Raw genomic sequence first — 26,760 nt, forward strand, 5'->3', positions numbered from 1 at the left:
ATCCAGGATAGCAGCTATATGGTTTCGGTCCAGACGTTGATAGCACCAAGTAGGCAGGCAGCCGGCACCCTACGCTCTTTTCCGAAGTCCCCAACGAGTGGGGCGGGACCCCGCGGGCACGGCTCTATCGGCCCGCTGGGCGTGCCGACCGAGCCATCGTGCCGGCGTCTCGGCCCTGCCGGTGACGATTCTCGCGTAAGGTGTGCCACATGGCACACCTGCGAACGCGCAGGGCGCGAGCAGTGTTTCGATTGGCGTCGACGCCCTCCCCCGGAGGCCACGCCGCACAGCACTTCGCGCGCAGAACCGCGTGTCGTGAGTTGATGGGCTTAGCCTGATCCCCCCGATACGTCGGGCGCAGCCTTCGGATCGGGGTCTTGCGCCTTGCCCTTCGCGGCACCCGGCTGCTTTGCGCTCATGGCGGTCAGATAAGCGACGATCGCCGGCACGTCAGCCTGTGCAACGGGAGCCTTGTAGACCTCGCGCATCTTGGTGACCTCCGCGGTCCACTGGTCGGAAGAGAGTGGCGGCTGGTTCAGCGCCATGCTCGCCGAATGACACGAGGTGCAGTTGGCGTTGATGACGTCCGCATGCGGACCAGCCGGATATTGCCCTTCGTCGGTCGGGAGATCGACCGAGGTGGACGCCAGCGAGAAGCCGCGCGCCGAAACGCTTGGCGGCGGTGGTGCGGCCGGGGCGGCAGGCGGCGGGGCTATGCGGCTGTTCGGGGCACCGATCGCAAGTAGCAGAACGACGGTCGCGCCGACGAACCCAAACGACAGCGTGCCGATGGAAGGCGTTTTCATGGGGGAGCGCTCCTCAGCCGACGACGATGTTGGTGGTTTCAATGTTGCCGCGCATGAACCCGCCCGGGTTCCAGATCGGCGTCATCGGCTGCGCGATGCCGGCGGTGTTCCAGCAGCGCGACATCAGCCTGGTCGGGCCCGCATGCGTGAGCGGCACCTGCGCGTCCCAGCGGCGGAAACTGTATTTGCCGTGATCGGGGCCGAGCGTCGTCTTGTACCAGGTCTTGCCGTTGTCGGTCGACACATCGACCTTGGCGACGCCGCAATCGCCCCCCATCGCAATGCCGCCCAGCGGGATCGACCGGTCGAACGCGATCGCCTGCCCTTCGTCGAGGCTCGTGACCCAACTGCGCGGGATCATCTTGTTGATCGGAACGGCCGGGAAATCCTTCTGGCCCGGCCGCACGTTCGCGCCTGGAGTGTCAGGGATTTTGTACGCCTTGGCCATCCAGTAACCGTCGTCGGGCGCGGCGAGCACCTCGATGTCGTTCAGCATCTTGACCCAATAGGTCGAATACCAGCCGGGTACGATCAGCCGGACCGGGAAGCCGTTGAGGAGCGGCATCTGTTCGCCGTTCATCCCGAAGGCGAGCATCACTTCGCCGTCGCGTGCGTGGTCGATCGACAGCGACTTGGCGAAATCCGGTCCACCCGCGACCACCGGCTGGTCGAGCGCACCGAACCGCACTGCAACCGCGCCCGGCTTCACGCCGGCGATGTCGAGCACGTCGCGCAGGCGCACGCCGAGCCATTTGGCGTTGCCCATGGCCCCGTGACGCCACTGCGCACCGGCAACGGGCGGCTGGAACAGCGCACGCGAATTGCCCGAGCATTGGTTGATCGCCGCCAGCTCGACGCGTGGCAACTTCAGCAGTTGCGCGAGCGAGATTGACAGCGGCCGCGTGACCGCGCCGTGCACCTTGATCCGGAACGCCTCGACATCGATCGCGGTGGGGATGTCAGCCCAGTGCCAGCGGACGAAGAACTGGTCGTTTGGCGTGAAGACGTCACCATTGAACACGCTCATCGGCGTTTCCAGCAAAGGCGGGTGGATACGCTGGAGGATCATGTTGCCCTTGCCAGGGAACGCACTGGTCATCGGTCGTTCCGACGGACCGCCAGGCAGGTGCAGATCGACAATGCTCTGCGCCAGCGCGGGTGCGGCGATCAACGCGCCGCTGCCGATCGCAGCCTCTGCGAGAAAGCGACGGCGGTTCGTCGCCTGCGCCAGTTTCATATCCAGGCTGTCCACCAGCATTCTCCCTTCGATGTCATGCTCTTATGCGCGATCCGTCCGACGGTCTGCCCGGTACGGGTCGATCGGATGCGCCGGTTCGATCCGGCAGGACGATCAGTTCGGCCCATCAATTGGCTTGGGCGATGCAGGGCGACACGAACAGGTTTCCGCGCCAGCCGCCTGTGACCGTCTTGGCGCCGACCAGCAGCCACATCGCTGCGAGCGCGATGGTAAGGACGGTGCCGACGATCCCGAAAAAGCCGAGCTGGAGCGTCGTGCCGAGCTTGAAGGTGGCGACCGTGTAGACGCCGAGCGGGAAGGTGTAGCCCCACCACCCGAGGTTGAACGGAATGCCCGCGCGCCAGTAGCGGATCGTGATCAGCGTCGCGAGCGCCAGCCACCACAGGCCGAAGCCCCAGAGCAGCAGCCCGGCGATCGTGCCGATCCCCTGCGCTACCGCGCCGATCTGGCCGAGGCCGTTGGCGGCGAGGATCGCGGGCGCGTCGCTGCCGAGCACCAGCATCCCGAGCGCACCGGTGCCGATCGGGCCTAGTGCGAGCCAACTCGATGCGGCCATGCTCTCGTGCGGCAGCTTGTGCAGCGCCATCCGCAGGATGAGGATCGCGAGGATGCCGAACGCGACCGGCACCGAATAGGCCCACAGGACAAAGGAGGTCGCCAGCACCACGAACTGGTGGTGCGCGTCCGCCAGATGCGGTGCGAGCAGGCCGCCGCTCGCGCCTGCGACCTCGGCCGCGACCACTGGCAGGAGCCACACCGCGGTCATGCCGTCGAGCGAATGTTCGTGCCGGGTAAACATGAGGTAGGGGATCGCTACACCGCAGGCGAGCGACATCGCGACGTCGATCCACCACAATGTCTCGGCGATCGGGATAACGCCGGCGCCGAACCGCGGCAGGCCGAACGCCAGGAACCCGTTGATGATCGTCGCGAGGCCCATCGGGATCGTGCCGATGAACATCGACACGGTATTGTGCCCGAAGATCCGACGCGCCTCGTGCCCGAACATCGTCCAGCGCGCGGTGTAGAGCCCGGCGAACAGCGTGAAGAGCGCGATGTTGAAATACCACAACGCCTCGCCGACCGGGTGCAGCGATGCGCCGACGCCCGGCACCTGCGGCAAGGCCAGCGCGAGGATGCCCGTGCCCATCGTAGCGGCGAACCAGTTGGGGGTGAACTGGCGGATCATCTCGCGCGGAGAATCAAGCCGGCTGAGCGGCTTCAGACCATCGAGAACGGGTTTCAGATCGGCAGTCACTTCCCAGTCTCCTTGATGAGATCGGTCAGCGCGTCGGCCGCCCGGGTACGATAGCGCTCCTTGTGCCGCAGCGCGTAGAATGGACGCCGCGGCAGACCGAGCGGCAGATCGTGCAACGTGCCGGCCGCGATTGCAGGTGCGACGACATGCTGCGACAGCACCGCGACGCCCGCGCCGGCCTCGACCGCGCTGCGGACCGCCTCGTTCGATGGCAGGGTCAGCGCTATGGTAAGGTCCGACGGATCGACGCCGCGCTGGCGCAACACCTCCTCGAACGACGAGCGCGTGCCCGATCCCTGCTCGCGGACGATCCAGCGCGCGGTCCGGATCCAGTCCTCGTCGATCGTGTCGGCAGCGCGGTCACTCACCAGCACCATGCGGTCGTTCGCGACGGTCCAATGCGCGAGCGCGGGCTCGTCGATCACACCCTCGACGAAGCCAAGCTCGACTGCACCGTCGAGCACGCGCGCCGCGGCCCCTTCCGTGTTGTCGATCGCCAGTTCTATCGTGATGGACGGGTAGCGCGCATGAAACGCCGCCAGCTGGCGGGGTAGCCAATAGCCCGCGATCGTCTGGCTCGCGACCAGCCGCAGTGTGCCGCGCTCCAGTCCGGCATATTCGGCCAATGCAAGTTCTGCACTGGCAGCACGGCCAAGCACTGCGCGTGCGTCGACCAGAAACATACGGCCCGCTTCGGACAGTTCGATCCCACGGCCGACCCGGTGGAACAGCGGCACGCCGTGCCGCGCTTCTAGCGCGGCGATGGCAGCGCTTGCGGCCGACTGCGTCACATTGAGCGCTTCGGCAGCGCGCGTCATGTGCTCGCGCTCAGCGACACCGACGAAAATCCTGAGTTGTTCCAGGGTCATGCCCGATCTCCTTGCCCCAATGATAGGGAACGGAGATCAATCGCACCAACCAAAGATTACGGTCATTCCAATCAGATATACCGATCGGTCATTTCAGAATGTCGATAACCGCCTCACGTTCATCGACCAGTTCGGCAATCGTGCGATCGAGCATCGTTCGCTGGAATGGATCGAGGATCAGTCCTTCGATACGCGCATACCCACCGCTTTTGCAGTGCACCGGCACGCCGCACACCAGCCCTTGCGGGATACCGTAGGAGCCATCTGACACCACGCCCATCGACACCCAATTGTCGCCTGCGCCGTGCACCCAATCGCGCAGATGGTCGATCGCCGCATTTGCTGCCGACGCGGCCGAGGACGCACCCCGTGCTTCGATGATCGCGGTTCCGCGCTGCGCAACGGTGGGGATCAGGGTCTCGCGGTACCAGGCCTCGTTTCCGATACGGTCGGCAAGCTTTTGGCCATCGAGTTCGGCATTCCCCCAGTCGGCAAACATCGTCGGCGAATGGTTTCCCCAGACGACGAGCTTTGTAATCGCATCGACACCGACACCCGCCTTGGCCGCAAGCTGTCCCTGCGCGCGGTTGTGATCGAGGCGGATCATCGACGTGATGTTTTCGGCAGGGAAACCCGGTGCGCTTTGCGCAATGATCCAGGCATTTGTGTTGGCGGGATTACCGACGACCAGGATCTTGGCGTCGCGTTTGGCCACTGCGTCCAGCGCTGCGCCCTGCGTCTTGAAGATCGCTGCGTTGGCAGCGAGCAAATCACGGCGCTCCATGCCCTTCGAGCGGGGACGAGACCCGACCAGCATGGCCGCATCGATGTCCTTGAAAGCCACCATCGGATCATCAGTAATGATCACATCTGCCAGCAGCGGAAACGCGCAATCCTCCAGTTCCATGACCACGCCGCGTACTGCGTCCAGCGCCTGCGGCACGTCGAGCAGTTGAAGGATAACGGGCTGGTCCGGTCCGAACACGTCACCCTGCGCGACCCGGAAGAGCAGCGAATAGCAAATTTGTCCTGCGGCACCGCTGATCGCGATCCTGACGGGGGGCTTGGTCATTTTGGAAAGGGCTTTCGTTGGAAGATTACAGACGGTGTGAGACCGATTAACGCGCCGCCAGGGCAAGCGCCGCATCGCGCCCGGATGGCACCAGATTGGCGAGACCTTTTCCTGATCTTACGGCACCAGGAACGTAGATCAGGCTTTGCGCATCCGTACTGATCGGGATCGTCGACACGGTGGTGTACGTCAGCGTGTCGATCCCAGCGACCTTGTTGGTTCCGGCCAGGCTGGCATAGATCCTCGTACCATCGCCCGACGGCCAAACCGCACTCGGAGCCGCTTGTAGCGGGACGGTTGCCACAGCCTCCAGGCTGTCGGTTCTATAGACCTTGATTGCAGGTTGATCGCCGCCAACGCTGACATAGGCAAAGGAATCGTCTGCGCGCTGGGCGAAGTTGACCGCGCCCGTCGCTGGACCAGTGTTTATCACTTCGTGTACCGCAAACGGCGGTTTGGCAGCAAAGACCGTGGTCGTGCCGCTCTCGCGGCGTGTTGCCCAGATCTGTTTGCCATCTGGCGAGACCGCGATTGCTCCCGCACCTGCACCGTTGCTGGCAACGTGTCCGACGACGCGCCGATCCTCGACGTCGACAACCAGGATGGACGGCCTTTCAGTAAGCGATACAAAGGCATAGCGTCCGTTTGGCGACAGGATGGTCGCGCCCGCTCCGCCACTTGCTGGTACGCGGGTGATCTCCCGCGCGGTCTTAGGATCCACGACCGCGATGGCATGTTCATCGCCGAGCGAAACCCAGAGTTCGTGCCCATTGGGCGTAAACGCGACGGCGGTAGGCGACGTCTGGAACACGGTCCGGCCTCGTTCCGTGTTCGTGGCCAGATCTACGAGCGTCACACTGTGCTGCGCTGATGCCGATACCGCCAGGGTCCGCCCGTCACGCGTTGCAGCCAGGTGCTGGACTCTGGGGCTGGAAAAGCTGGGCTCAGCTATCGCGCTTTTGGCGAGGTCGATGCGTCCCAGTTCGTTGCCCGCTGCAGGATCGATGACAACGATCTTCGTCGATGTAGGGTCAGACACATAGATCCGGTCATGATGGCTGAGGTCGATATCAGCCTTCGACCACGGTGCCTGAACCGCCTTGATATCGTAGGGAAAGTCGTCCGCCGCAGGTGCAGCCCAATAGGCCTGAGCGATCACCGGGACTGGCGCTACGGAGGCCAACATCGCGGCAACCAAAACGATCGCAGCTTTCATCGTTTGATCCTTATCGCGGATCCGGCGGGTGATCGTGCCAGTCCGATGCCGTTAGATCGACCGATATGTCCCCTGCGTCCAACGCATGGTCGCGATGGTTTCAATACGAAAACGCGATCATAGATCGCCTACCGTTCTTGTTAGATGATCAGAACAACCATGCTTATGCGTTGGATCGACGGCTGCGCCGCGATCATTACGCTGTCACGCTCGGCGTTGATCGCTCGCGTGTCATAAATGGGAACACTAAAGGCATGACGATGAAATTTCGCACGGCTTTGCTAACGGCGATAGCCGTGTCCGTATCGACGGGTGCTTTAGCGCAAACGGACGGTTTCGCGTCCGCAATGGATGCGGCGATGGCGCGGATGCACGGCGCGATGATGACCGGTTATTCGAGCGATCCCGATCGCGACTTCGCCAAAATGATGATCCCGCATCATCAGGGCGCGATCGACATGGCCGAAGTCGAACTGCGGTTCGGCAAGGATGAACGCCTGCGCCGGCTCGCCCAGGGAATCATCGTCGAACAGCGTCAGGAAATCGCGGTGATGCAGGGCATCCTATCCGAAGGCGGCGCGTTGCTGCCTCACACCGAACCGACCGCGACCGGTCACCCCCATCACGGAGACCGTCCATGAAGCGTTTTACCTTAACCGCCTGTGCTGCCCTGTCTTTTTCGGCCCCGGCATTTGCGCAGCAGGTACCGAACGCGACCCCCGACATCCCTGTTAGCGCGCACGACCGGTTCTACACTTCGGACCAGTTCTCCAACACCGTGTCGGTGATCGATCCGTCGACCAACACGCTGCTCGGCGTCATCAAGCTCGGCGACCAGACCCCGGCCAATCTCAGCCCGCTCTACAAGGGGCAGCTGCTCGTGCACGGCATGGGCTTCTCGCCCGATCGCAAGACGCTGGCGGTAATATCGATCGGCTCGAACTCGGTGACGTTCATCGACACTGCGACCAATGCCGTGAAGCACACGACCTATGTGGGCCGATCGCCGCACGAAGCGTTCTTCCGCCCCGACGGTCGCGAAGTCTGGGTCGCGGTGCGCGGCGAGGATTATATCCAGGTGCTCGACGGTAAGACCTTCGCGCCGACCACGCGCATCCCCGTTCCTAATGGCCCCGGCATGACGATCTTTTCGCCAAACGGGAAATACGGTTACGTCTGTTCGAGCTTCTCGCCCGAGACAGTTGTGATCGACACCGCCTCGAAGAAGATCGTCGGTCGCGTCAAGCAGGCGAGCCCGTTCTGCCCTGACATCGCCGCGACGCCCGACGGTAAGCAGGTCTGGTTGACGCTCAAGGACGTCGGCAAGGTCATGGTGTTCGACGCCAAGCCACCCTTCGCAGTGCTCAAGACGTTCGATACCGGCGCGATCACCAACCACGTCAATATCGCCCGCAATAAGAATGGCCAGTTCGCCTTTGTGACGGTCGGCACCGAGAATGTCGTGAAGGTGTTCCGCACCACTGACTTCGTGCAGGTGGCGAGCATCCCGGTCGGCGCGCTCCCGCACGGCCTATGGCCGTCGGGCGACGGCACGCGGATGTATGTCGGGCTGGAGAACGCCGATGCGGTCGCGGCGATCGACACAGCAAGCAACACCGTCATCGCGACGATTCCAATCGGTCAGGGGCCGCAAGGCGTGGCATATGTTCCCGGCGCGGTGCCGGTAGGCGATGGCCGTGCAAACCTGGTGCCGCTCGCGCAGGCCGGCATGAAGATCCAGCTGACTCTATCCGGGACTGGGCGCAGCCAGGTCACGCTGTTCGATCAAGGCCAGGTCCAGATTTTGCAGGCGGCGGTTGCGGGCCTCAGCCCAAAGATGCCCTATGTCCTTGGATTATCCTCCCACGCTGACGGCAGCGGCGTGATCCAGCCTCTGGCGAAGTTCATGACCAATCCGGCGGGCGGCGCGATAGTAAACACGCTCGGACCGCTCCGCCAGATCGTCAGCGACGCGAAAGGCGACATGCGCCGTTACCTCGTCATTGCTCCGGGCGACCCGATGATGCCGGGCGCTGTCGTTCAGGTGCAAAAATGAGGATTCCGGTGAAACCTGCGCCCCGCTGTCCGTGTCCGGTATATTCGGCATGACGCTGGGCTAGGTCGACACGACGTCTCGAGAGTGTCGGAAAGCACTTGTTTGTCGCACAATGGTGATTACGACTGGGTTTTCTACATATCGGGCCGCTGAATGCCGACAATGGGAAGGAAAGCGGACTGGCTGCTTTAGAGAGGGCAGGTGCGCTCCACTACCTGGTGCACTTCCATTTCGTCGCAGCAGGATGCCTTTACGCCTAGCTCATTACAGGCCCCGATCCGGCGCCGCATCGGCCTTCCGTGCCTGCCCGCCTGATAGTGCTGGGGGTCGCCGTCGTGATCCACTCGATCATGTCGCAGCTGCTCTACGCCGGGCTGTTCGTCGCCATATCCGTGCCGGTTGAACAGTTTCGCCGCGGTGCGGAGCTGATGTCAGTACATGGCGCCCAACTCGCCGGAATGGGTCTGCGATGCGGCATGTTCTGGGTCAAAATCGAAGCCCGGCTTAAGCGAGACCGGTAGGACGAAGCGTTTGCTGCGTGCCGGCTGGTCAGCTTTCTCCAAACAACTCACGTTGCGCCTTGTCCAATTCCTCTGCGTAGCGGCGTCGCGCATAGCTCTCGGAGAGGATGCCGAGAACTGCCCCGTCGCTTCCAACTACCGCCAGTTCGTCCGCACCTTCGGTATCGAACGTAGTCATGACGCTTCTGATGTCTGAATCCGGCGTAAGGGCGAGACCCGTGTGGATCGCCAGCGACCCGATCGGTGCCTTCTGATCGACCTCTTCGGCAAATGCACTGGCAGTCTGTACGATACCGCCATAATTTTCGTGGTCATCGACTAGTAGGACCCGACTTGTGGAACCAAGCGGAAACGCCCGACGAAACTCGGCGATCGTCGTGTTGCACGGCGTAGCCCTTTCGACACGTCGCATCATCTTGCCCGCTGTAAGCGTTCTGACCCAGCCGACATCGCGGGCGCTTTTGATGGTTTCGCCCCGGAGATGCAGGCGCCACGTAGAAAAGGAATAGCCGAACAGCTCGCGGACGATGGTGGACGAGACCAGCGATGCTGCAATGGCCGCGCCGGCAAGGGAGAAGTCGTGGGTCGCCTCAAGGACTAGCATCGCCATCGTCATCGGCCCGCCAACTACGGCGACCGCTAATGCGGCCATCCCCACCAGGGCCGCATTGTGCGGGTCGATCACAGGCGATCCGACAATCCATTCGAGTGAACCAGCAAACAGGTGACCCAGCAGGCTGCCCAAGAACAAGGATGCGAAGAACAGGCCACCGCGGAAGCCAAAGCCAAGTGAGATGATGGAGGCCGCGCACTTGACGACGAAGATGGCGGCGAGGAAGCGCAGCGATACCTCGGCTTCAAGATTGAGGTGGAGGGCGCCGTGACCAGCAGAGAGAATTTGCGGCGTGAGCATCGCCAGAGGGATGAGCAGAAGACCGCCCAATATCGGCCGGCAAATCGAGGGTATCGGCAGTTTGCGTGTAGCTGCTTCCATCTCCGCAACAGCCCGCATCAGCAGTATACCAGCGCCAGCGGCACAGGCCCCAAGACCGGCGTAGAGAAGGTAGTGGAACGTCTCGATCTGTTCGCCTGCATTAGCCGCAACCAGATACGGTTGAGCACCAAACGCCTGCGCCACAAGGACACTCGCCAGGCACGCCGCAGCGACAGGTGCCAGCGCTGATATCGTATAGGCCCCGATTACGATCTCAAAGGCATAGAAGGCCCCAGCTAATGGAGCCCCGAATGCACCTGCGATGGCGGCGCCCGTTCCGGCGCCGACCAAGATGCGCAGATCGGACCTGCGTAACGCAAACCAGTTGCCGCTGAGCGAGGCGACGAGCCCTCCCAACTGCGCATACGCCGCCTCAAGCCCCACAGACGCACCGAAGCCGTTGGAAAGGATCGTTTGCCCGGAGATAACGAGGCTGTCGGACCATGACATGCGACCACCATGAAGGGCGTTCGCCTCTACAGCGTCGACCATCCGGCGCCGGCGAGCATGAGTAACCCAAGAGAAGAGTGCGAGGACGGCTCCACCAGCCGGCAGGGCAAGTAGAGCAAGGTAAGGGATCGTCGTGGCCGCACTCAGCCTTTCATCCGGCGACAAGGCATAAAGCAGATGCTGCATCGCCTGTGCGAGCGTACCCTGGACGACACTGAGCAATCCGGCTGCACTGCCGATCATGATGGCCAGCACGATGAGTGCAGCTTCGCTGGATCGAAAAGCTTTACGGAGCCACGATGGCGCCACCCGACCAGATCCAGGTGGACTAGCTGCGCTATCGATCAGTGGCGCTGAAGCCATGTCAGTCGGCGTCCTGCATCAAGGTTGCAAACAGGGCTGCGGCGAGAACGGCGCTCGAAAGCCACATCACAATCGACAGCGTCCAAGACGTCGCCAGTCCAGCTGCCGTGATTGTTGCAAGCAGTAGGACGATGAGAACGGGCATGGCTGCCCGCGAGTGGAAAAAACGCATGAAGCCGCCTACGCCTGCTACATCTGCGGTGCCACAACCTTCCGAGCCGCCCGGTACGCTTCCTCGCCACGGACGCCATTCAGTATCTTCGAACGCCTGCGGCTTGGCCATGCTGCCCATCAACAGTACCCGGCGATCAGTGCAGTGGCCAAGTCCACATCACTAGAGGCGTACCAACCAAGACCACCAGAACCGATAGTGGTGCGCCCAGCCGGGCGTAATCGCTGAAGCGGTAGCCCCCAGGACCAAAAACCAAGGTGTTACACTGATGCCCAATCGGCGTCAGGAAATCGCATCCTGCCCCGATAGCGGTCCCGATGAGGAAGGCTTCGGGGCGATATCCGAGGTCATGCGCGAACACCGCCGCGATTGGCGCCATCACCAAGACCGTCGCGGCATTGTTGAGAAACGGCGTCACAGCCATCGCCGCTACGAGGATCAGGGCGACCGCGCCCCATGGCGGCAAGGAGGCCGCCAGATGGGCAAGCGAGGTCGCGAGTACATCCGACGCGCCGGTGGTGCGCAGGGTTTCACTGACCGGAATGAGCGCGCCCAGCATGATGAGAATTGGCCATTCGACGCCATCATAGGCATCTCGCAGCGGTAGCGCTCCGGTCGCCATCATTAGACCGGCAGCGGCGAAGAAGGCGACGGCCACAGGCACATAGCCGGTCGCGGTTACGGTCATCGCCACCGCGAGGATGATAAGTGGTAGGAAGCGACGCTTCGAACTTCCCAGACGCAGGGCACGCTCTGCCAGCGGCAGCGTACCGAGGTCACGCATGCGTTCCGGCAAGAGTGTGAGGGGTCCTTGAAGAACAATGACATCGCCGGCGCGCAAGACGGTCTCGCTGAGCTGCTTGGTCAGCCGTTTGCCGGCGCGCGATACCGCGATGAGATTGACGCCATAGCGTTGCTGAAGCCGCAGTCGTCCAGCGGACTGGCGGACCAACACGGAGCCGGTGGTGATGACCGCCTCAATGACGCCAACCTCATCATCTTCGCTGCCTTCCGGTAGGTCACGATGCTGTCCGGCAAGTGCTAGGTGGTCACCCGCAATGACACGCTCAAGCGTATCCGGGTCACCGCCCAAGATCAGCGTGTCGCCGGCAGCCAGAAGGAACTCGGCCGTAATGCTCGTGCGCACATCGTCACGGACAACATTGGCGATCGTCACCTCATTATCATGACGGTCGATGAAGGACTCAACCGTTTCGCCGACAGCGGGCGATCCGTCTTGGATGGTCGCCTCAGTGACATAGTCCGTGATGTTTAGAGCTTCGCCCATGGTCGGCGCTGCGCGGCGTTCCCTGGGCAGGAGGCGGTAGCCGAAACGCAGGAAAATGAGGCCGACCACAAGCAGGCCCAGCCCCGTTGGCAGATAATCGAACATGCCGAACGGCTCACCGGTCATCTGCTCTCGTACTCTGCTGACAATAATATTCGGCGACGTACCAACGAGGGTCATCAACCCGCCAAGGAGCGAAGCGAACGACATCGGCATCAGGAACACCGAGGGGCTAGTGTCCGATTTCTTCGCCGTCTGCACGGCTGCCGGCATCAGCATAGCCAAGGCACCGACGTTCTTTACGAGCCCGGACGATACCCCGACTGCCGTAGTCAGCACCACGAGTTGCGACCGGACGCGTGTCACGCGCCGCGCCAGTATCCCGAGCGCGCTCTCGATTAGGCCGGAACGCTGCATTGCCGATGAGATCACCAGCGCCGATCCAACGATGATAACGATGTCATCGGAAAAGCCAGTAAATGCCGCTTTGGGCTTCACCAATCCCAGCGACAGCCCGGCAAGCAGGGCGATGATGGCCGTGACATCATAGCGAAATCGGCCCCAAAGAAAGAGGCCCATCATGCCAATCAGCAGGCCAATCGACATAAGTTGCGGCGTGGTCATGCAAGCAGAATCCGTAAAATGGCGATAGTCACGCCGGTTATTGCAGCCAAATCCCGACGAGTGCCGCCAAGACGGCAATCGCTAGGAAGCCGTTCACAGAGATCAGCAACCAAGCCGGCAGTCGCTGAGTGTCGGGCCGCGGTGGGGCGATAGGAATCATTTCACGCCAGACCGCTGCAACGAAGCAGAAGCCGCTGAACAGGATCAGGACGGTTGCGGTCGCACCGGCAAGCCAGCCGGGCACGATGTTCTCAAGCAATGCGCGGGCGCCAATTCCTGCGGCTAGAGCGGCAAGCCCGGTACGGACCCAGGCTGCGTAGGTGCGCTCCGCTGCCATGACTGTTCGATCGGCAGCAAGCTCCGTGCGCCGATCGGCGCTATCTGCTTGCTGCTTGGCGCTATGCTCCAACCGGTCCGCACCGTGAACGAATGGGCCGTTGAAATCACGGGTCAATGACAGTCGTTCGTTGGCCATGGATGATCAACGATACCCACACGCTTTCAGCACATCGAATGTTAAAAAGGATCATGCCGAATAAGTTATCGAGGTTAGCAGATCCCCCGCCTTCACAGGTGTCAAAACCGGCTGGTTGCGGCACGAAACCTTTCTCGAAAACGATCCAGACCGTGCGAAAACTCCAACCCCGAATGTAGCGTACTAATATAGCTGCGTGTCGGTTGCCAGGTGATTGGCTATCTTGCGTCGCAGCCATATCTGGCGACGTTATGTTTCGAGCATCACGTCTGTATCGGGGGCGGCGGTGAGTTTTCGCACGGTCTGGATCGAATTTCGGGAATGTCCGGGTTGGGCAGGAAAGCGGAACGGCGGCTTTCGGGAAGGTGCTGGCGATGGCCGACATTCTGTGGCACTGCCTCCTTTTACAGGAGTATCTATCGTTACATTCACACGCTCGGCGGTCTGCTACGATCGAACTCCATTTTGAAGATTCCGTCAGACCTCAAAACATAGGTGCAATGATGCCAATCTTCCTGACTCTCTTTAAGCATGTCACGCCTTAGGGCGGATAGAGCATCATTGACGGATCGGTTCATGGTTCTCTCACCTTCCACCCCCTCAACAAGCTTACCGTTGCACACGACATCGTAGCGCCTCTGTATCCAGTCGTCATGAACTTCTGCCACGATCCATACTTCGGATACAGAAGCCGCTAGCATTGGAGCAATTGCGAGGGCGATGCTCTCCAGCTGACGGCTACTTTCCATTTCTGCATTTACCTCCGATGCCAGATTATATCAGCGTAATCGCTTTTGCGATCCATTTTACCGCGCTTGCCCATTGGCCGTAACTAGACAGCTTTACCAATCCCGAGCGCCCCGATTGCAACTCATGTCTGGAAAGTTCCCCATAATCCCACTGAACGAATGACTACTACCGGGACTCCGAATTACTAACCCGAGCGTCCGGGTGTGGGCGTGAACGGCCCTGCCGTTTTTAAGCGCCGACTAGCCCCGCCAGTGTCGGAAAACACATGATTGTCGTCAGGCCGCAAGTTAGGCGATCGGGGCTACCCCATTCTGCACGTGGTACATGCGACAAACCCTGTCGCTTTGTCCGGTTGTGCGGAAACCAGAATCCGGGGGTTTTCCGTCACTGATCAAAAAAGGGCGGGAAGTCACGCTCAGCGTCAATCGGGGTATACCGTGAGTGAACACACCGTGATGAACACTGTTCCTGTTCAATCAGGGTCATATTCATAGAGATTGAACACTCCGTGCAAGCGGTCTAGAACCTGACTGAACAGATGGGGGTCCAATGACATTTTTTGGTTACGCGCGCGTATCGACCTCCGAGCAGGATCTTGGGATACAGGAAACGGCGCTGCGGGCCGCTGGCTGCCAGACCATCCGATCGGAGAAGAAATCGGGCAGCGAGCGCGGCGCACGGACGGAATTGCAAGTCTTGCTCGACTTCCTTCGCAAAGGCGACACTCTGGTGGTGACCCGCATTGACCGGCTCGCTCGGTCGATGAAAGATCTGCAGGATATTGTGTATGAGCTGAAGGGCAGGGGGATCGCTCTTAAGGCGACCGAGCAACCGATCGATACAAGCACGGCAGCGGGAAAAGCGTTTCTTGATATGCTCGGCGTATTTGCAGAGTTCGAGACGAACCTCCGACGCGAACGGCAACTCGAAGGTATCGAGGCAGCGAAGGCACGGGGCGTCTACAAAGGCGGCAAGCCGCGTATTGATCCCGACGCGGTGCGTAAGTTGATCGCCGACGGTATGAAGCCCGCACACGTCGCTCGCCAACTCGGCATCTCTCGAGGCACCGTCTACAAGTTCGTCCCCAGGGTGGATACGGTAGCAGCTTCCGAGACGTAGGACCGCATATCCGCCTTTGGTGGAAACCGGACTGGCCGGTTTCGGTCGGTGACTCGCGGTAAGCGGCAGTTCGTTCAGGCGTCGATGCTCGCTCAAAGATCTCGACTTCGCGCTCGTCGCACCCCACCGTCCGAATTGTTCGCCGAGGCTTGGGGAGCCTGAAATGCCGTTTTTGACGATCCTAGGAACAGCCATAGTCACGGCCGCCGCCGCTCAAGGCGCTTTATGGTGGAAGGAGCGTTGGAGCGCCGGCACGGATTGTCCAGCTAATCGATCAAAGCCTTGCTGCGCTGTCGTTTGCTGACAGGATCCGCAAATCCAGTCGCCTGAAGCCGGCACCCAACCCGGAACCCGAATACACGGTTGAGCGCCATCTGACCGAAAGAAAGGCCGATCGTGCGGAAAAGCAAAAGCGCTACCTAGCGTCCCAGCAGTCATCGCACGAGGCGCTCATAGTATCCGGCTCAGCCGCCAATGGCGAAGTGCGGGTGCTCGATTGACACGTCTCGGCCCGTTTCCATGCCTAGTCTGCCTGCAATCTCTCGCCGTGGGGATGCGGCTCTGGGCCCGTGTCGGTCCGCGAGTGGTGTATGATATGGACCTGTCGAGGATTTAGCGGCCGATGCGTCTTTACAAATATATGAGTCTCGCCAGCCTGAGGGCGGTACTCGAGCACAACACGATCGGCTTTTCCCTGCCGGAGGACCTTAACGATCCGTTTGACTTTCCAACTGCGCCCGACGTGCTGGAAAATGGATTTTTCGCGCAACTCCATCCGATGGGTCAGGGTGGAAGCAGCCGCGATCGACAGAGAGCGACGAGTTCATCTACCAGCGGTGTCTGCGGCGGCAGGCCGTCGAGCACGGTCGCGAGGTCGTCCTTCGCCACCCTCAGTCGCCCCGTCGCGAGGGCGACCAGGAACTCGGCAGCAGCCTCGCCGCGGGGCGTGGTGGCGCTCTCCAGGATGCGGCGGAGCACCCGTGCCGCTTCCGCGCTCGTCTGCGCATTGTCCGTGTAATCGAGTTCGGACGGACGGGCGGCGCGCAGCAGGCTCGCCTGAATCACCGCGTCGTTGAACCGTCCGAAGTTCTCGGGGCTGAGTAGCGTGCGGTAGAACCATTCAGTCCTCAGCGTCTGCCTGTCGTTCCGGCCCTCGCCAGTCCTGAGACCCTGCAGGATGGAGGCGATCGTGAAGAACACGTCCGCCTGCGTGTTCGCCTTGTCGGGCAGGCCTTCCGGCCAGAACGCGAAGCCGCGCTGGATCTTGAGTGGATCGCCCGGCGCGTTGGTCAGGAACAACTCCTGCTCCAATCCGACCGAGGTTTGCCGAAGGCGCTCTCGGCGCTGCTCGATCTCCGCTGAGATCGGCACACTCCGGTTCGCCGTTTCGTCGAAGACGGCAAGTTCCCGGTCCCACGGGTTCGGTGCAGCCAAGCCGGGCAGGTTGATCTGATCGACGATGATCAGCGGGTGCTCGGCGGCGTTATGGGTCAGCGCGAGATTGCGCGTGAGGGTCTGGGTGCGCTCGGTGCTCTCGGTCACGACGAGCCCAGCGAAGTAGAGGAGCGGCGCCTCGGGGCACGACCTCAGCATCCGGCTGAGGTCCAGCAACTGACGGCCGCTTCCGACGACTGCGGACACGACGAGTATCGGATCGGTGAATGCGTCCTCGACCGCTGCACGGGCTTGCTCGAATTCCTCGCGCGTGAGGATGGGAGCGGCGCTGTCCGCGGCATCGAGCACCCGCTTAGCGAAAGGCGCTGACTCGGCGTTCGCCACGATGCAGTGCCCGAGCTTGGCCGGGATGCTTGCGGCCGCGAGGTACGCGAGCCTCTTCTCCGCGCTTTCAGACGTGGCGACCTTCTCCGCGTCGATCGCGAATTGACGGGTCGGTCGTCCGGCGTTGATCTGGAACGTGCCGGTGCCGGCGTGCCGGGCCATCGTGGCCGAGAGCGCCGCATGCTCTTTCGTCCGCTTGATGACGAGCGGCTCGGGTTGCGGGCCGGCGATGTCGAACTGATCCCCCTGGATCGGGATGGCGATCGATCCGTTGGCACACATCGAGCAGGGTGCACCGCTGTCGGCTTCCACCGTTCGGATGAAGCCGCCTGGGTTATTCTGCCGATCGAATGCTAGGTCAACCGCCGCGACCAGAGTCTCCGGCTTTTCGCCGAGAAAGAGCACGTGCACGATCCTGCGGCTGTCGAAGCCTCTCTGGACCAACCGCTTCGCGAGCTTGCCGCTCGAGGATGCGGATACGAGCGCGACCGCGCCGCCGGTGCGGAAGTGCGCGTAGGTGTCGACGCCGTCGTAGGACCTAAAGCTGTCGACCAGCACGGGCGGCAGTGCATCCTCAGACGCGCGCAGATCGTTGATCGCGGCGACGAGCGCGAAGAGCGATGGCGTGTCGACGTACACGACCGACGTGTCCTCGGGTATGTGTCGCAACGCGCACAGCGCGACGAACGTGATCTCCGACTGCCGCACGAGAATGTTGGACAGGCGGATGAAGCGGCCGGTGTGCCGACCCGACGGGTTGCGGAAGTGGTACGCGCTCGTGGACTCCACGAAGCCCTTGTGGTCCCGGAAGATCGATGTCGCACCGCGCCTGAGCAGGTCGGTCAGGGCCACGTCCGACACGTGCTCGCCGTCGTCGAGCGGCATGCGCCGGAATTCAAAGCCGTTGCCACCGAACGAGATGAGGGTGACCGGCGTTCGCTTCAGCAGCCTTTCCTGGAGCCGGCGGAAGGGGCCGGGCGCGGAGAAGGAGCGCACGATCTCGCCCGCCACGCTTTCCCGGCAGAGGATGACGAGTTCGTCCGGGACGAGGCGCGCGTCAATTTCCTTCTCGAGTTCGCCGACCATCGCGCCGACGTCGAGCTCGCGCGGACCGACGAACGCGACCAGCGTGTCGCGCGCCGCCGTTCCTACCATGCGGTCGAACCTATGGACGAAGAGGTACTTCACGGCTCGACGACGAGCGGAAGCAGGATCGTGAGGAGGGTGCCGGACGCGCGTGGGAAGGTCTCGCGTTCGGACGGCCAGGTGACGAACTCGGGAAGCGTACCGTAGGGCGTCCGGCGTTCGAGGCTCAGGTCGGCGTAGAGCGACTGGCGGCCTGTGCGCAGGCGCATGAAACCGCCGTGCTCCCGGAGGATGTCGACGACGTTCGGCAGCCCGAGACCCGAGCGCGAGGTCGTCTTGCCGGTGGCGTGCTTCTGGAAGCAGCGGCGGACCGCGTCGGCTTCCTCCACCGGCGTCAACTCCGCCAAGGGCCGCTTGGTGATCGCGGCGGCGAAGCCGGGGCCGCTGTCGATTACCGAGATCTCGATCAGCTGGAGGTCCTTGTTGGTCGCCCGCGGCGGCCGAAGTCTCGCGCAGTATGCCGCAAGCGGGGGCGACGTGCCGACGAACTCAGCGAGCTTGGCCTGAGGGATTGCGTGCCGCCTGGCCTGTACGCCGCGGATCGAACGACCAAGCCGGTCCCCCCGCTCGTCGACACGGGCATGGTCCTCGGTGTTGCGGAACAGCTCGTAGAGAGCCCCGCCGACCGCGTCGGTGAATGATGGTGGGATGGAGGACGATAGCTCCCTTGGAACTATGGTCCGGTCTATCTGACGCGCGACCTCGATGAAGGCGCTCGTTCCCTTCAGCGACGGCTGTCCCTCGAGGTCGAGGTCGTAGAGCAGACGGGGCGCCGCGCGGTCGAGGTGATCGACGCACAGCACCTCATATTGGGGCCCGCGCGATGCCTCGCGCGGCCGTTCGCTCTGAATCACGTCGAGGCGCGCCAGCGCTTGCGCGCGCAGTGCCTCCGAGATGACTGCGCCGTCGACCGCGCTCGCCCGGTCGCACAACAGCGCCGCGGCGATGCCGAAGAACTGCCGGGTAAGGGTCGTCATCTGCCCATCCGGGTCTTCGGCATTCGGCACGTATGTCTGGAGCGCGGGGTGGCGGATCGACTGCGCCCATGTGATCAGCGCTTGGACCACTGCGGCCTCACCCCCAGCATGGTGGTGGTGCCCCTTCGTGGGGAGCCTGATGGGTCCGCTGGAGGCGTCGCGCGCCAGCCCGGAAAGCATCGCTTCCGCCGCCGAGACGGTCATGGCCTTTGTCACAAGCATTCTTCTCACGATAACGACAGCTCTTCCCGCTGTCGAAGGTCCATTGCTGCTTCTTTACACCACGCGCGCATCGTCGGGTGGCTCCGGTACGCCGGACGGCACGGACTAGAGCCGCCCCCCTGCTTACAGCTCTGGCCACGGGGCGCGGTAGGTAGCAGGTCGCGCATGGTTTCCCGTAAGAAATGGCGCCTGGGCGCCGAGCCGGCTATTCCCCTTTCATGACCGATATCGAAGCGGAAACAAAAAGCGAGCTGGTTGAGGATCTCAATCTGAATGGCCCGGACCAAGCCGGGCCCCGTCCGATCGCGCGCAAGCTGCAGCGGATCGACCCGCCGAAAGATGTCGAGGTCGTGCTTCACCAAAGCGAAGTGATGGCGCTCGAGGGCCCTCTCGTAATCGTCGGCGATCCCGGGGCCGGCAAGTCGATTCTGATGGAGTCTTTCGAGGGTATCGACGGCGCGATCTTCATTCGAGCGACGCAGCTGGTGCGAATGGCCAACCCCGCAAAGAAGCTCGGCATGGTAACGCGGATCGTCATCGATGGCGTTGACGAAGTCGCGTCAAATGCAGAGGGCGGAGGCATCGAGGCGGTGCTGGCCAAATTGTCGGAACTCGACAATCCCGACTTCATACTGTCCTGCCGCGCGGCCGACTGGCGGGGCGCCGCCGATCGGATCCGGATCAAGGATGATTATGGACGCGACGCCACGATGCTGGAGCTCCAACCATTCGACAGAGACGACGCAGCGCGGTTTCTGGAGACACGCTTTCCCGAACTCGACGCCGAGCAGGTGCTCACCCATCTGATCGATCGGGGATTGCATGACATTTATGGCAATCCGCTGACGCTGCAATTGCTTGGCGAGGTGGCGCTCGATGGTGGCGCACTGCCAGCAACCCGCGGCGGGCTTCTCGCCCAGGCTTGCCCCAAACTTGTTCTGGAAGCCAATGATCGCCACAAGGACAGGCCGCATGCCGGCTGCGACCCGGAAGAGCTGATGCTCTCGACCGGCGCCGCAGCCGCAGCCTTCCTGCTGTGCGACAAGCTCGGCGTGTTCAGCGGTGCGGTGGGAGACCTCCCATCCGCGTATTTTTCACGCCCAAGCATGCGTTCGCTGCCCTTTGCGACCGAGTTCGATGAGGCCATCAAGACAAGGCTGTTCAAGGGCGAAGGTGAAAACCTCCTGGTCCCGGTCCACCGCGTCGTGGCCGAGTATCTTGCCGCCAAGTGGCTCGCGCGGTGCGTGTCCTCGGGACAGTCCGCCAGGCGGGTCGTTGCCTTGCTGCGTCAGGGTGGATCGGTGCCGACGTCGCTGCGCGCGGTGAACGCCTGGCTCGCCGGTTTCTCGCCCGAGCTCGGCATGACCTGCGTGAGCGATGATCCGTACGGTGTCCTTCGCTATGGCGATGTCGACGGCCTGCCGCTGCCGACGGCTCGCGCGCTGCTGCGCGCACTCGCCGCGCTGTCGCATGAGGACCCCTTTTTCCGGGCAGAAGATTGGTCGCGCCAGTCAGCGCGGGGCCTCGCCCGGGTCGAATTGAAGGACGAATTGCTCGCGCTCCTGAACGCGCCTGGCGAACACCATATGCTTGGTGCCCTGCTGATCGAGGCGATGCAGGGTACCGAACTCGGCACGCTTCTCCAGAGCGAATTGCGCGCGATGCTTCTCGATCCGAAGCGATCGTACCATCAGCGCGGGACGACCCTTGCGATCCTGAACGAACGCGGCGCCGTGACCGACTGGCCGGTCCTCCTAAAGGCCCTCGCCGAACTCGGTGACAGCGGTTCTCTGCGGAATGCGGCAAATGCCGCTGTCAGCATGGCCGTCCGGGATATCACGCCGGAATTGGCGGTGCCGATCCTGTTGTGCAACCTGGGCCTGACACTGAGTCCGGCCAGCAAGGCGACGCGAAAATCTCATCAGTCGCTGTATCCCAGCAAACACCTTCTCGAACTGCCCTCAGCGCAGTTGGAGAAATGGCTCGATGTCATCGCAGAGTACGGCACGATGGTGCGTCGCCATGACCACCAGCGCATGGCGCTGGTCGATTTCGCACTCTCCATTCTTGCCAGACGCCTCGAATATGCGCCGGCGCCTTCGGCAGAGCAGCTCGGGCGTTGGACGAGCTGGTTGCGCGGGCAACGCGGTTATGACGACAAGGCCCCGAAGAAAATCAGGGATTTCTTCGCCGGCGAATCAACACTGCGACAGGCCGTTCAGGCCGAGATCCTGCTTGCTGTCAGCGCTAAGGAGCTGCGGAAGCTTTCATTTCGGGTTGGTGACGTTCCCCTCGGTCTCTACCCCGATGAAGAGGATTGCGCAGTCCTTTTGCGGGCCTGGCGCCACCGGGAAAATATTGCCACTCCGGACACCGAAATCTGGGACACACTCCTCTGGATGGGGCGGCGACGCGGAGGGCTGTCACCGTCTCTCCGCGCGGCAGCGGAAGAGACCGCAGGCGACGATCCGCTGCGTCTCGATGTCATCGAGCGCTATTCCAGGCCGATCGAAGATACGCGAGATCCGAAGGATGCGGCGTGGGAGGCCGAGCGGGATGCCGAGCGCGAGGCAGCGTTTGCTGACCACCGCGCATGGATCACCGACAATCTTCAACATGTCGACGCGGGATCCGCCGTACTCGCAGAGGCCGCCGACGCCTACCGCGGCCTCGACTACTATGTGAATGATCTACCAGGTGGTGCCGAAGAGAAGATGGCAGGATTCCTGACCCCGGCGCTTGCCGAGCGCGTGCTGTCGGGCTTTGCCGCAAGCCTGAGGCGCGCGGACCTCCCGACGGCGCGCCAGATCGCCGAAGCCCACGCAAAGGGCAAAAGCTACCCAATCGAAACGGTGCTGATCGCCGGGGTGTCCGAGATGCTGAGAACCGGTCAGCCGCTTTCGGACCTTCCCCGCCAGAATATCGACAGCGTCTTCATGGCTTGGCGGCGCGATCCAGCGTCTAACACCGAAGACTCGCTCGGCATTGAGGACGCTTTGGTCAATCTGTGTCTGGGCACGCCAGAGGATCAGGAGCAATTCTACCGCACAAGCATCGAACCGGACCTCGAGGCCAATGCTCGCCACGTCTACGACCTTTACTATCTGACTCACCTGCTGCCGATGGTACCGCTCGCCGCGCAGCTATGTCGCGAATGGCTATCCCGCTTTCCCATGATGCCTGCGACCATCATGAGCGGACTTGTTCCATCAGTGCTCGCCGGTGATCTCGCTGATATCCGCCAGACGGTTGTCCAATGTCGCGCCCAAACCTGCGCCGATATCGATGCCCTATTCCTGTGGCTGGCGTTGGATTTCATGGCCGACTTTGCTGACCGCGAGACCGACCTACGCGCTGCGGCCGCCGACCGCCCCGAGTTTCTGTGGAACCTGCGTTCAGTGATCCAGACGCCAACAGGTTCTCGATTGTCGACGCTTTCAGCCGAACAGCTCGGATACATCGTGAGCGCCTTCGCGCCCACCTGGCGCTACCTCGAGCGGCCCGAGGGCGTGTCGCATGGGGACACTAACCCCTGGCAAGCCACCGATTTCCTCAAAGAATGCATCGCCGCCCTATCGGCGTTGCCCACAGCGGCCGCAGGTAAAATGCTAGCATCGCTGATGGAGGCGAGCGATTACGGCTACCTGGACGACCTTAAGCATGCTGCCGCCCAGCAGCGTCGTGTCCAAGCCGATCACGACTACACCGCCGCCACGCTCGACCAGCTCAAGGCGGCTGCAACGGGAACCCCTCCTAAGTCGCTCGACGACCTGCGCGCGTTTTTCGCGGACCGGCTGGGCGAACTGAACGCAAAGCTCGCCGGCGACAATCTCGACAGCTGGGTGGTCTATTGGGACCGCGACCGTCCGCACGAGGAAAATTACTGTCGAAACCGGCTGATCGGCCAACTCTCGAACGAATTGCCGGATGCGATCAGCTTTGCGCCGGAGGAGCAGATGCCGGGCACGACCCGAGCGGACATCGCCTTGCGCCTCGATAAGATGGCCCTGCCGGTCGAGATCAAGGGGCAGTGGCATACGCAGGTATGGGCCGCGGCCTCCGAGCAACTCGACGCTCAATATACGATCGACTGGCGAGCAGAAGGTCGTGGCGTCTACATCGTGCTGTGGTTCGGCGACGTGCCCGGTTACAATCTGCCGGCGCATCCCGAGGACGGCACTGCGCCGCTCACGCCCGAGCAGCTGCGCGAGATGCTGGTAGCGCGTGTGCCGATGGAGCGGCGCCCCTTCATCGACGTCTATGTCATCGACGTTGCAGGGACGCCGCAAGGGCGCGAGCGACTCGCCGTAGGTCGCCAACGTAAGCGAAAAGCCGCGGCGACTGGCAAAGCGAAAAAAGCTCGCGGCAAGTCCGCAACCCGCCCATCGGATGCTAGCTAAGGCACGCGGATCGTCAGCGTCGAGCGCATGTCGCGGGCTTTTACCAAATACCATCTGGATGACGGACGCGCACTGCACCGGTTCAAGATGGAAGAACCGCACGCGACGCCGCATGACCACCCCTGGAGTTTCGACACCGAGATTCTCGATGGCGGATATGTTGAAGAGGTGTTCCACCTGGATCCAAACGGCGGTTGGCACAGCGAACTGGTTCACCGTCTCCCTGGCGAAACCTACCATGTCGACGCTGCGCACATTCACCGCGTCGTGGAGCTGCCGACGGGTGAGTGCTGGACGCTCGTCCGCGCAGGTCCCCACACACGCGAGACCCGGTTCTGGCGTTTCGGAGACGCGGTTCAGTCCCGGGCCTGGCATGAGCGCCAATGGACGCGCTTAGGATAAGGCATCACGGCTAGAGTCGATCCACCGCAATATTCATGACGGCGTCGGCCGGGGAAGGGCATCGAGCGCTGCCGATACCTGCAGGCGCAGATCGTCGTCCCGGGTGATCTCCAGCATCGCACTGAGGCTGCTGCGGGCGCCGGCCACATCACCTGCGACCAGCTGAAGTCTGGCGCGCTCCCACCAACCATGGGCATGCGTAGGTGCCACGATCGTCATACGCTCGTACAGGACCAGCGCGCGTGCGGGATCCCCGGCCTGCTCGGCACGGGTCGCCTGGTTGAGCAGCAGGCGGACGAGCGCCGACCGGTTCGACAGGGGAAGCATCCCGTCGGAAAACCGGGCCTGGCCCGTCATCTGCTCCAACAAGGCTTCCACCTGTTCAGGGGCGACGATGTGACCATCGTTGAAGGGATCGATGATCAGCGCATCCGACGCGTCGCCAAGGCGGACCAGGACGTGGCCGGGGGTATTGAGCGGCATCGCCGACCATCCGAGGCGTCGTGCCATCGCCACATAGATAATCGAAAGACTGATCGGCAGGCCGAGCCGTCGATCGACGACGGCGATCAAATCCGCATTCTGCGGATCGTCGTAGTGCACCCGGTCGCCAGAGAACCCAAACTCTTCGCCCATCACGCTGCTCAGGGCTTGAGCCTGAGCAGCGCTGCTCACTGCGTCGCCGTCAGCAGCGCGCAGGGCTATTTCTATGTCGGTCAGCTCGTCGATATATTCATCGAGATCGACACCGGGGTGATCGAGCGCTGCGAGTTCCAGGGCGGCCAGATCAAGCTCGATCTCTGTGTCTTCCATCAGCCCGAGATGAAGAATGCTATTGGTCATGAGCCGTTAGATGGGAGGCTGCTTCGACGGTTTCTATGGCGACGCCAGGATACGGCGCGCCTGATCCATGACCAGTTTATGATACGTGAGCAGCGACTGTGCGGCACAGCCGGTTCCGTCCCTGATCACGATCCTGGACCCTGCCGACATCGATACCTGGCTGCGTGGAACCTACGACGATATCGTTGGCCTGCAGAAACCCTACGACCCTGCCAAAATGACCGTCCGGGGGCCTGTCTTCCCAACACGCAGCAAGGAACGGTAGCATTCGGCTATCCTTGGCATTCGAAAATGACCGCGCCGAACGATCCATTGTGTCCGCTGCGTGTTGTAAGACGGTGACAGGGAGCCAAGACGATGACGCAAGAGGACGAACGCTGGATGCACGAAGCGATCGCAATCGCCCGATCGAAGGGTTCCGACCCCTCGACCTCACCGCTGGGGTGCGTGATCGTACTCGATGGCAAGGTTATCGCGGGCGAGCGCAATCAGACCAAGGAATTGCCGGACGCAACCGCGCATGCCGAGATGATGGCGATCAGACGGGCGTGTGAAAGCACCGGGGAATTGGAGCTGCGCGGTGCGACGCTCTACTCCACGCTGCAGCCCTGCGGCATGTGCACGATGGCGTCGATCTGGTCGAAGGTCGGGCGCGTTGTTTACGGGGCGGGCCGCGATGATGTCCACGAGATGTATTTCGAAGCACAGCACGTCGACACGCTGACGTTCATCGGCGACGCCTACCGCGACGATATCGTCATTGAGGGAGGCTGCCTTCGCGACGACTGCGCCAAGCTCTATTATGGTCCGGACGCAGAGCTGCCAGTCGACGAGCAGGCAAATCTATAGCGTGCTGCGGCTGCGCGTCCGTTCGGCGCTGAACGAATGACGGTATGTCGCCAGGTCTTTCCAACGCGGCGCGAAGAACGATAAACCGATGGCAGCTTTCGGTCCCGCCTGTTCGGCCGCCCCCCCCGAAGGATGAGCACCATGAATGACGCACAATGGGTTCTCGCTCGCACACGGTCAGACGAGCAACATGCGTGGCTTGCTGGTTTTGATGGAAATAGTCCGGTATGGGTGGCGAGTGTCGATAACGCCGTAATCTACCAACGCGAGGGTGCAGAAGCGGCAAGGCTGCGATGCACTGACCAGCCCGATCACGACGACGTTCTCTATGCCGTCTGCCATCTGAAGGCTGACGACACGACTCCTCCTTCTGCTGGCGACTGCCCTCTAAAAGACTGTCGATAAGTACAGAACGATGGCTGAATCAGGTTCCGTGTAGATACCTGTCCACCACCGTTGTATACTCAAACGGGATTGAACTCCGATCTCCTCGAAGGGCCCAGGAACGCCACATGCCTGCTTCCGCGCAGAGTGCGACGAACTTGTACGGCCAACCATCCAGTAACTGCGCAACAATTGCCATCATCCTATGCCTTTCGCTACTCGACAAAAACTCCGGAGCCGAGATAATACCTTCAAAAGTTGGCTCACTGGGATCCCCGCCATTGTGTCTGCATACGGTTTCTCTCAACCGCTGAGCTCGAGGGTTGGCAGTCACAATCGAGAGGATCTGTCGAACTAGGTTGAAGAAGGCAAGTGGGTAGATATTACTGAATGCTTCGGGCGGGTGGGCGCGACCGGCAAGAATTTCACGAAAGTTATGTTCGAGTTGAAGCGCTTTTGAGTCCGCG

The 26,760-nt window shown here is 62.2% G+C and carries 20 protein-coding genes; 7 read left to right on the forward strand and 13 right to left on the reverse strand.

What is annotated here, in order from left to right; translation table 11 throughout:
- Positions 1 to 329: 329 nt before the first annotated feature.
- The 6 genes from C8J42_RS02970 to C8J42_RS02995 all read right to left on the reverse strand — a co-directional run bounded on the left by C8J42_RS02970 (position 330) and on the right by C8J42_RS02995 (position 6,479).
- Positions 330 to 806, reverse strand: a complete 477-nt coding sequence (locus tag C8J42_RS02970; RefSeq protein WP_031439129.1) for a hypothetical protein — start codon at positions 804 to 806, stop codon at positions 330 to 332.
- A 13-nt stretch (positions 807 to 819) separates the two neighbouring features.
- Positions 820 to 2,064, reverse strand: coding sequence for a molybdopterin-dependent oxidoreductase (locus tag C8J42_RS02975; RefSeq protein WP_197983136.1), 1,245 nt, complete (start codon positions 2,062 to 2,064; stop codon positions 820 to 822).
- Positions 2,065 to 2,170: 106 nt separating this feature from the next.
- Complete coding sequence (locus C8J42_RS02980) at positions 2,171 to 3,322, reverse strand: TDT family transporter (RefSeq protein ID WP_056056383.1); 1,152 nt, start codon at positions 3,320 to 3,322, stop codon at positions 2,171 to 2,173.
- Complete coding sequence (locus tag C8J42_RS02985) at positions 3,319 to 4,191, reverse strand: LysR family transcriptional regulator (protein ID WP_056056384.1); 873 nt, start codon at positions 4,189 to 4,191, stop codon at positions 3,319 to 3,321. The genes C8J42_RS02980 and C8J42_RS02985 overlap by 4 nt, the downstream gene beginning before the upstream one ends.
- An 88-nt stretch (positions 4,192 to 4,279) precedes the next feature.
- On the reverse strand, positions 4,280 to 5,263 hold the full coding sequence (locus C8J42_RS02990; RefSeq protein ID WP_037535050.1) for a malate dehydrogenase: 984 nt from the start codon (positions 5,261 to 5,263) through the stop codon (positions 4,280 to 4,282).
- A gap of 46 nt (positions 5,264 to 5,309) precedes the next feature.
- Positions 5,310 to 6,479, reverse strand: coding sequence for a hypothetical protein (locus C8J42_RS02995; protein ID WP_056056388.1), 1,170 nt, complete (start codon positions 6,477 to 6,479; stop codon positions 5,310 to 5,312).
- Positions 6,480 to 6,544: 65 nt separating this feature from the next.
- Between C8J42_RS02995 and C8J42_RS03000 the strand changes: the two genes are divergently transcribed.
- From C8J42_RS03000 to C8J42_RS03010, 3 genes are all read left to right on the forward strand, one after another.
- Positions 6,545 to 7,120, forward strand: coding sequence for a DUF305 domain-containing protein (locus tag C8J42_RS03000; RefSeq protein WP_236698803.1), 576 nt, complete (start codon positions 6,545 to 6,547; stop codon positions 7,118 to 7,120).
- On the forward strand, positions 7,117 to 8,535 hold the full coding sequence (locus C8J42_RS03005; RefSeq protein ID WP_056056390.1) for a YncE family protein: 1,419 nt from the start codon (positions 7,117 to 7,119) through the stop codon (positions 8,533 to 8,535). Before C8J42_RS03000 ends, C8J42_RS03005 begins: the two co-directional genes overlap by 4 nt.
- Before the next feature lie 350 nt (positions 8,536 to 8,885).
- On the forward strand, positions 8,886 to 9,056 hold the full coding sequence (locus C8J42_RS03010; RefSeq protein WP_165911509.1) for a hypothetical protein: 171 nt from the start codon (positions 8,886 to 8,888) through the stop codon (positions 9,054 to 9,056).
- Between the two features lie 28 nt (positions 9,057 to 9,084).
- On the opposite strand, the gene C8J42_RS03015 is transcribed toward C8J42_RS03010, so the two are convergent.
- The 4 genes from C8J42_RS03015 to C8J42_RS03030 are packed head-to-tail and all read right to left on the reverse strand — an operon-like array spanning position 9,085 to position 13,422.
- Positions 9,085 to 10,863 (reverse strand): chloride channel protein, encoded by a 1,779-nt coding sequence (locus C8J42_RS03015; protein WP_082445489.1) that lies wholly within the window; start codon positions 10,861 to 10,863, stop codon positions 9,085 to 9,087.
- A gap of 1 nt (position 10,864) precedes the next feature.
- Positions 10,865 to 11,146: a hypothetical protein gene (locus C8J42_RS03020; RefSeq protein WP_132833781.1), complete on the reverse strand. Its 282-nt coding sequence runs from the start codon at positions 11,144 to 11,146 to the stop codon at positions 10,865 to 10,867.
- A gap of 25 nt (positions 11,147 to 11,171) precedes the next feature.
- Positions 11,172 to 12,947, reverse strand: coding sequence for an SLC13 family permease (locus C8J42_RS03025; RefSeq protein WP_056019265.1), 1,776 nt, complete (start codon positions 12,945 to 12,947; stop codon positions 11,172 to 11,174).
- A 37-nt stretch (positions 12,948 to 12,984) separates the two neighbouring features.
- Complete coding sequence (locus tag C8J42_RS03030) at positions 12,985 to 13,422, reverse strand: DUF202 domain-containing protein (RefSeq protein WP_056019268.1); 438 nt, start codon at positions 13,420 to 13,422, stop codon at positions 12,985 to 12,987.
- A gap of 1,299 nt (positions 13,423 to 14,721) precedes the next feature.
- Between C8J42_RS03030 and C8J42_RS03035 the strand changes: the two genes are divergently transcribed.
- Positions 14,722 to 15,291 (forward strand): recombinase family protein, encoded by a 570-nt coding sequence (locus C8J42_RS03035; RefSeq protein WP_055879840.1) that lies wholly within the window; start codon positions 14,722 to 14,724, stop codon positions 15,289 to 15,291.
- A gap of 783 nt (positions 15,292 to 16,074) precedes the next feature.
- Here C8J42_RS03035 and C8J42_RS03040 read toward each other — a convergent pair.
- Both C8J42_RS03040 and C8J42_RS03045 read right to left on the reverse strand, forming a co-directional pair.
- A complete protein-coding gene (locus C8J42_RS03040) occupies positions 16,075 to 18,258 on the reverse strand; it encodes a hypothetical protein (protein ID WP_055879844.1) in 2,184 nt (727 codons plus the stop codon).
- Positions 18,255 to 19,415 (reverse strand): ATP-binding protein, encoded by a 1,161-nt coding sequence (locus C8J42_RS03045; RefSeq protein ID WP_055879849.1) that lies wholly within the window; start codon positions 19,413 to 19,415, stop codon positions 18,255 to 18,257. The genes C8J42_RS03040 and C8J42_RS03045 overlap by 4 nt, the downstream gene beginning before the upstream one ends.
- A 218-nt stretch (positions 19,416 to 19,633) precedes the next feature.
- Here C8J42_RS03045 and C8J42_RS03050 point away from each other — a divergent pair, with 218 nt between their 5' ends.
- On the forward strand, positions 19,634 to 23,815 hold the full coding sequence (locus C8J42_RS03050; protein ID WP_055879852.1) for a hypothetical protein: 4,182 nt from the start codon (positions 19,634 to 19,636) through the stop codon (positions 23,813 to 23,815).
- A gap of 27 nt (positions 23,816 to 23,842) precedes the next feature.
- Positions 23,843 to 24,217 carry a hypothetical protein gene (locus C8J42_RS03055; protein WP_055879855.1) on the forward strand — a complete coding sequence of 125 codons (375 nt, stop codon included), beginning with the start codon at positions 23,843 to 23,845 and terminating at the stop codon, positions 24,215 to 24,217.
- 33 nt (positions 24,218 to 24,250) lie between these two features.
- Here the strand turns inward: C8J42_RS03055 and C8J42_RS03060 are convergent, their stop codons facing one another.
- Entirely contained in the window at positions 24,251 to 25,060 is an 810-nt protein-coding gene (locus C8J42_RS03060) for a transglutaminase-like domain-containing protein (RefSeq protein ID WP_055879859.1), read from the reverse strand.
- Positions 25,061 to 25,417: 357 nt separating this feature from the next.
- On the opposite strand from C8J42_RS03060, the gene C8J42_RS03070 reads away from it, so the two are divergent.
- Positions 25,418 to 25,909: a nucleoside deaminase gene (locus tag C8J42_RS03070; protein WP_055879861.1), complete on the forward strand. Its 492-nt coding sequence runs from the start codon at positions 25,418 to 25,420 to the stop codon at positions 25,907 to 25,909.
- Positions 25,910 to 26,760: the final 851 nt, after the last annotated feature.

This window comes from Sphingomonas sp. PP-CE-1A-559 (assembly GCF_004340965.1).
GTDB lineage: Bacteria > Pseudomonadota > Alphaproteobacteria > Sphingomonadales > Sphingomonadaceae > Sphingomonas.

Coding starts and splice junctions, on each gene's coding strand:
- C8J42_RS02970 (WP_031439129.1), bottom strand. CDS start 806: ATGAAAACGCCTTCCATCGGCACGCTGTCGTTTGGGTTCGTCGGCGCG.
- C8J42_RS02975 (WP_197983136.1), bottom strand. CDS start 2,064: ATGCTGGTGGACAGCCTGGATATGAAACTGGCGCAGGCGACGAACCGC.
- C8J42_RS02985 (WP_056056384.1), bottom strand. CDS start 4,191: ATGACCCTGGAACAACTCAGGATTTTCGTCGGTGTCGCTGAGCGCGAG.
- C8J42_RS02990 (WP_037535050.1), bottom strand. CDS start 5,263: ATGACCAAGCCCCCCGTCAGGATCGCGATCAGCGGTGCCGCAGGACAA.
- C8J42_RS02995 (WP_056056388.1), bottom strand. CDS start 6,479: ATGAAAGCTGCGATCGTTTTGGTTGCCGCGATGTTGGCCTCCGTAGCG.
- C8J42_RS03000 (WP_236698803.1), top strand. CDS start 6,545: ATGTCCCCTGCGTCCAACGCATGGTCGCGATGGTTTCAATACGAAAAC.
- C8J42_RS03005 (WP_056056390.1), top strand. CDS start 7,117: ATGAAGCGTTTTACCTTAACCGCCTGTGCTGCCCTGTCTTTTTCGGCC.
- C8J42_RS03010 (WP_165911509.1), top strand. CDS start 8,886: ATGTCGCAGCTGCTCTACGCCGGGCTGTTCGTCGCCATATCCGTGCCG.
- C8J42_RS03015 (WP_082445489.1), bottom strand. CDS start 10,863: ATGGCTTCAGCGCCACTGATCGATAGCGCAGCTAGTCCACCTGGATCT.
- C8J42_RS03020 (WP_132833781.1), bottom strand. CDS start 11,146: ATGGCCAAGCCGCAGGCGTTCGAAGATACTGAATGGCGTCCGTGGCGA.
- C8J42_RS03025 (WP_056019265.1), bottom strand. CDS start 12,947: ATGACCACGCCGCAACTTATGTCGATTGGCCTGCTGATTGGCATGATG.
- C8J42_RS03030 (WP_056019268.1), bottom strand. CDS start 13,422: ATGGCCAACGAACGACTGTCATTGACCCGTGATTTCAACGGCCCATTC.
- C8J42_RS03035 (WP_055879840.1), top strand. CDS start 14,722: ATGACATTTTTTGGTTACGCGCGCGTATCGACCTCCGAGCAGGATCTT.
- C8J42_RS03045 (WP_055879849.1), bottom strand. CDS start 19,415: ATGCTTGTGACAAAGGCCATGACCGTCTCGGCGGCGGAAGCGATGCTT.
- C8J42_RS03050 (WP_055879852.1), top strand. CDS start 19,634: ATGACCGATATCGAAGCGGAAACAAAAAGCGAGCTGGTTGAGGATCTC.
- C8J42_RS03055 (WP_055879855.1), top strand. CDS start 23,843: ATGTCGCGGGCTTTTACCAAATACCATCTGGATGACGGACGCGCACTG.
- C8J42_RS03060 (WP_055879859.1), bottom strand. CDS start 25,060: ATGACCAATAGCATTCTTCATCTCGGGCTGATGGAAGACACAGAGATC.
- C8J42_RS03070 (WP_055879861.1), top strand. CDS start 25,418: ATGACGCAAGAGGACGAACGCTGGATGCACGAAGCGATCGCAATCGCC.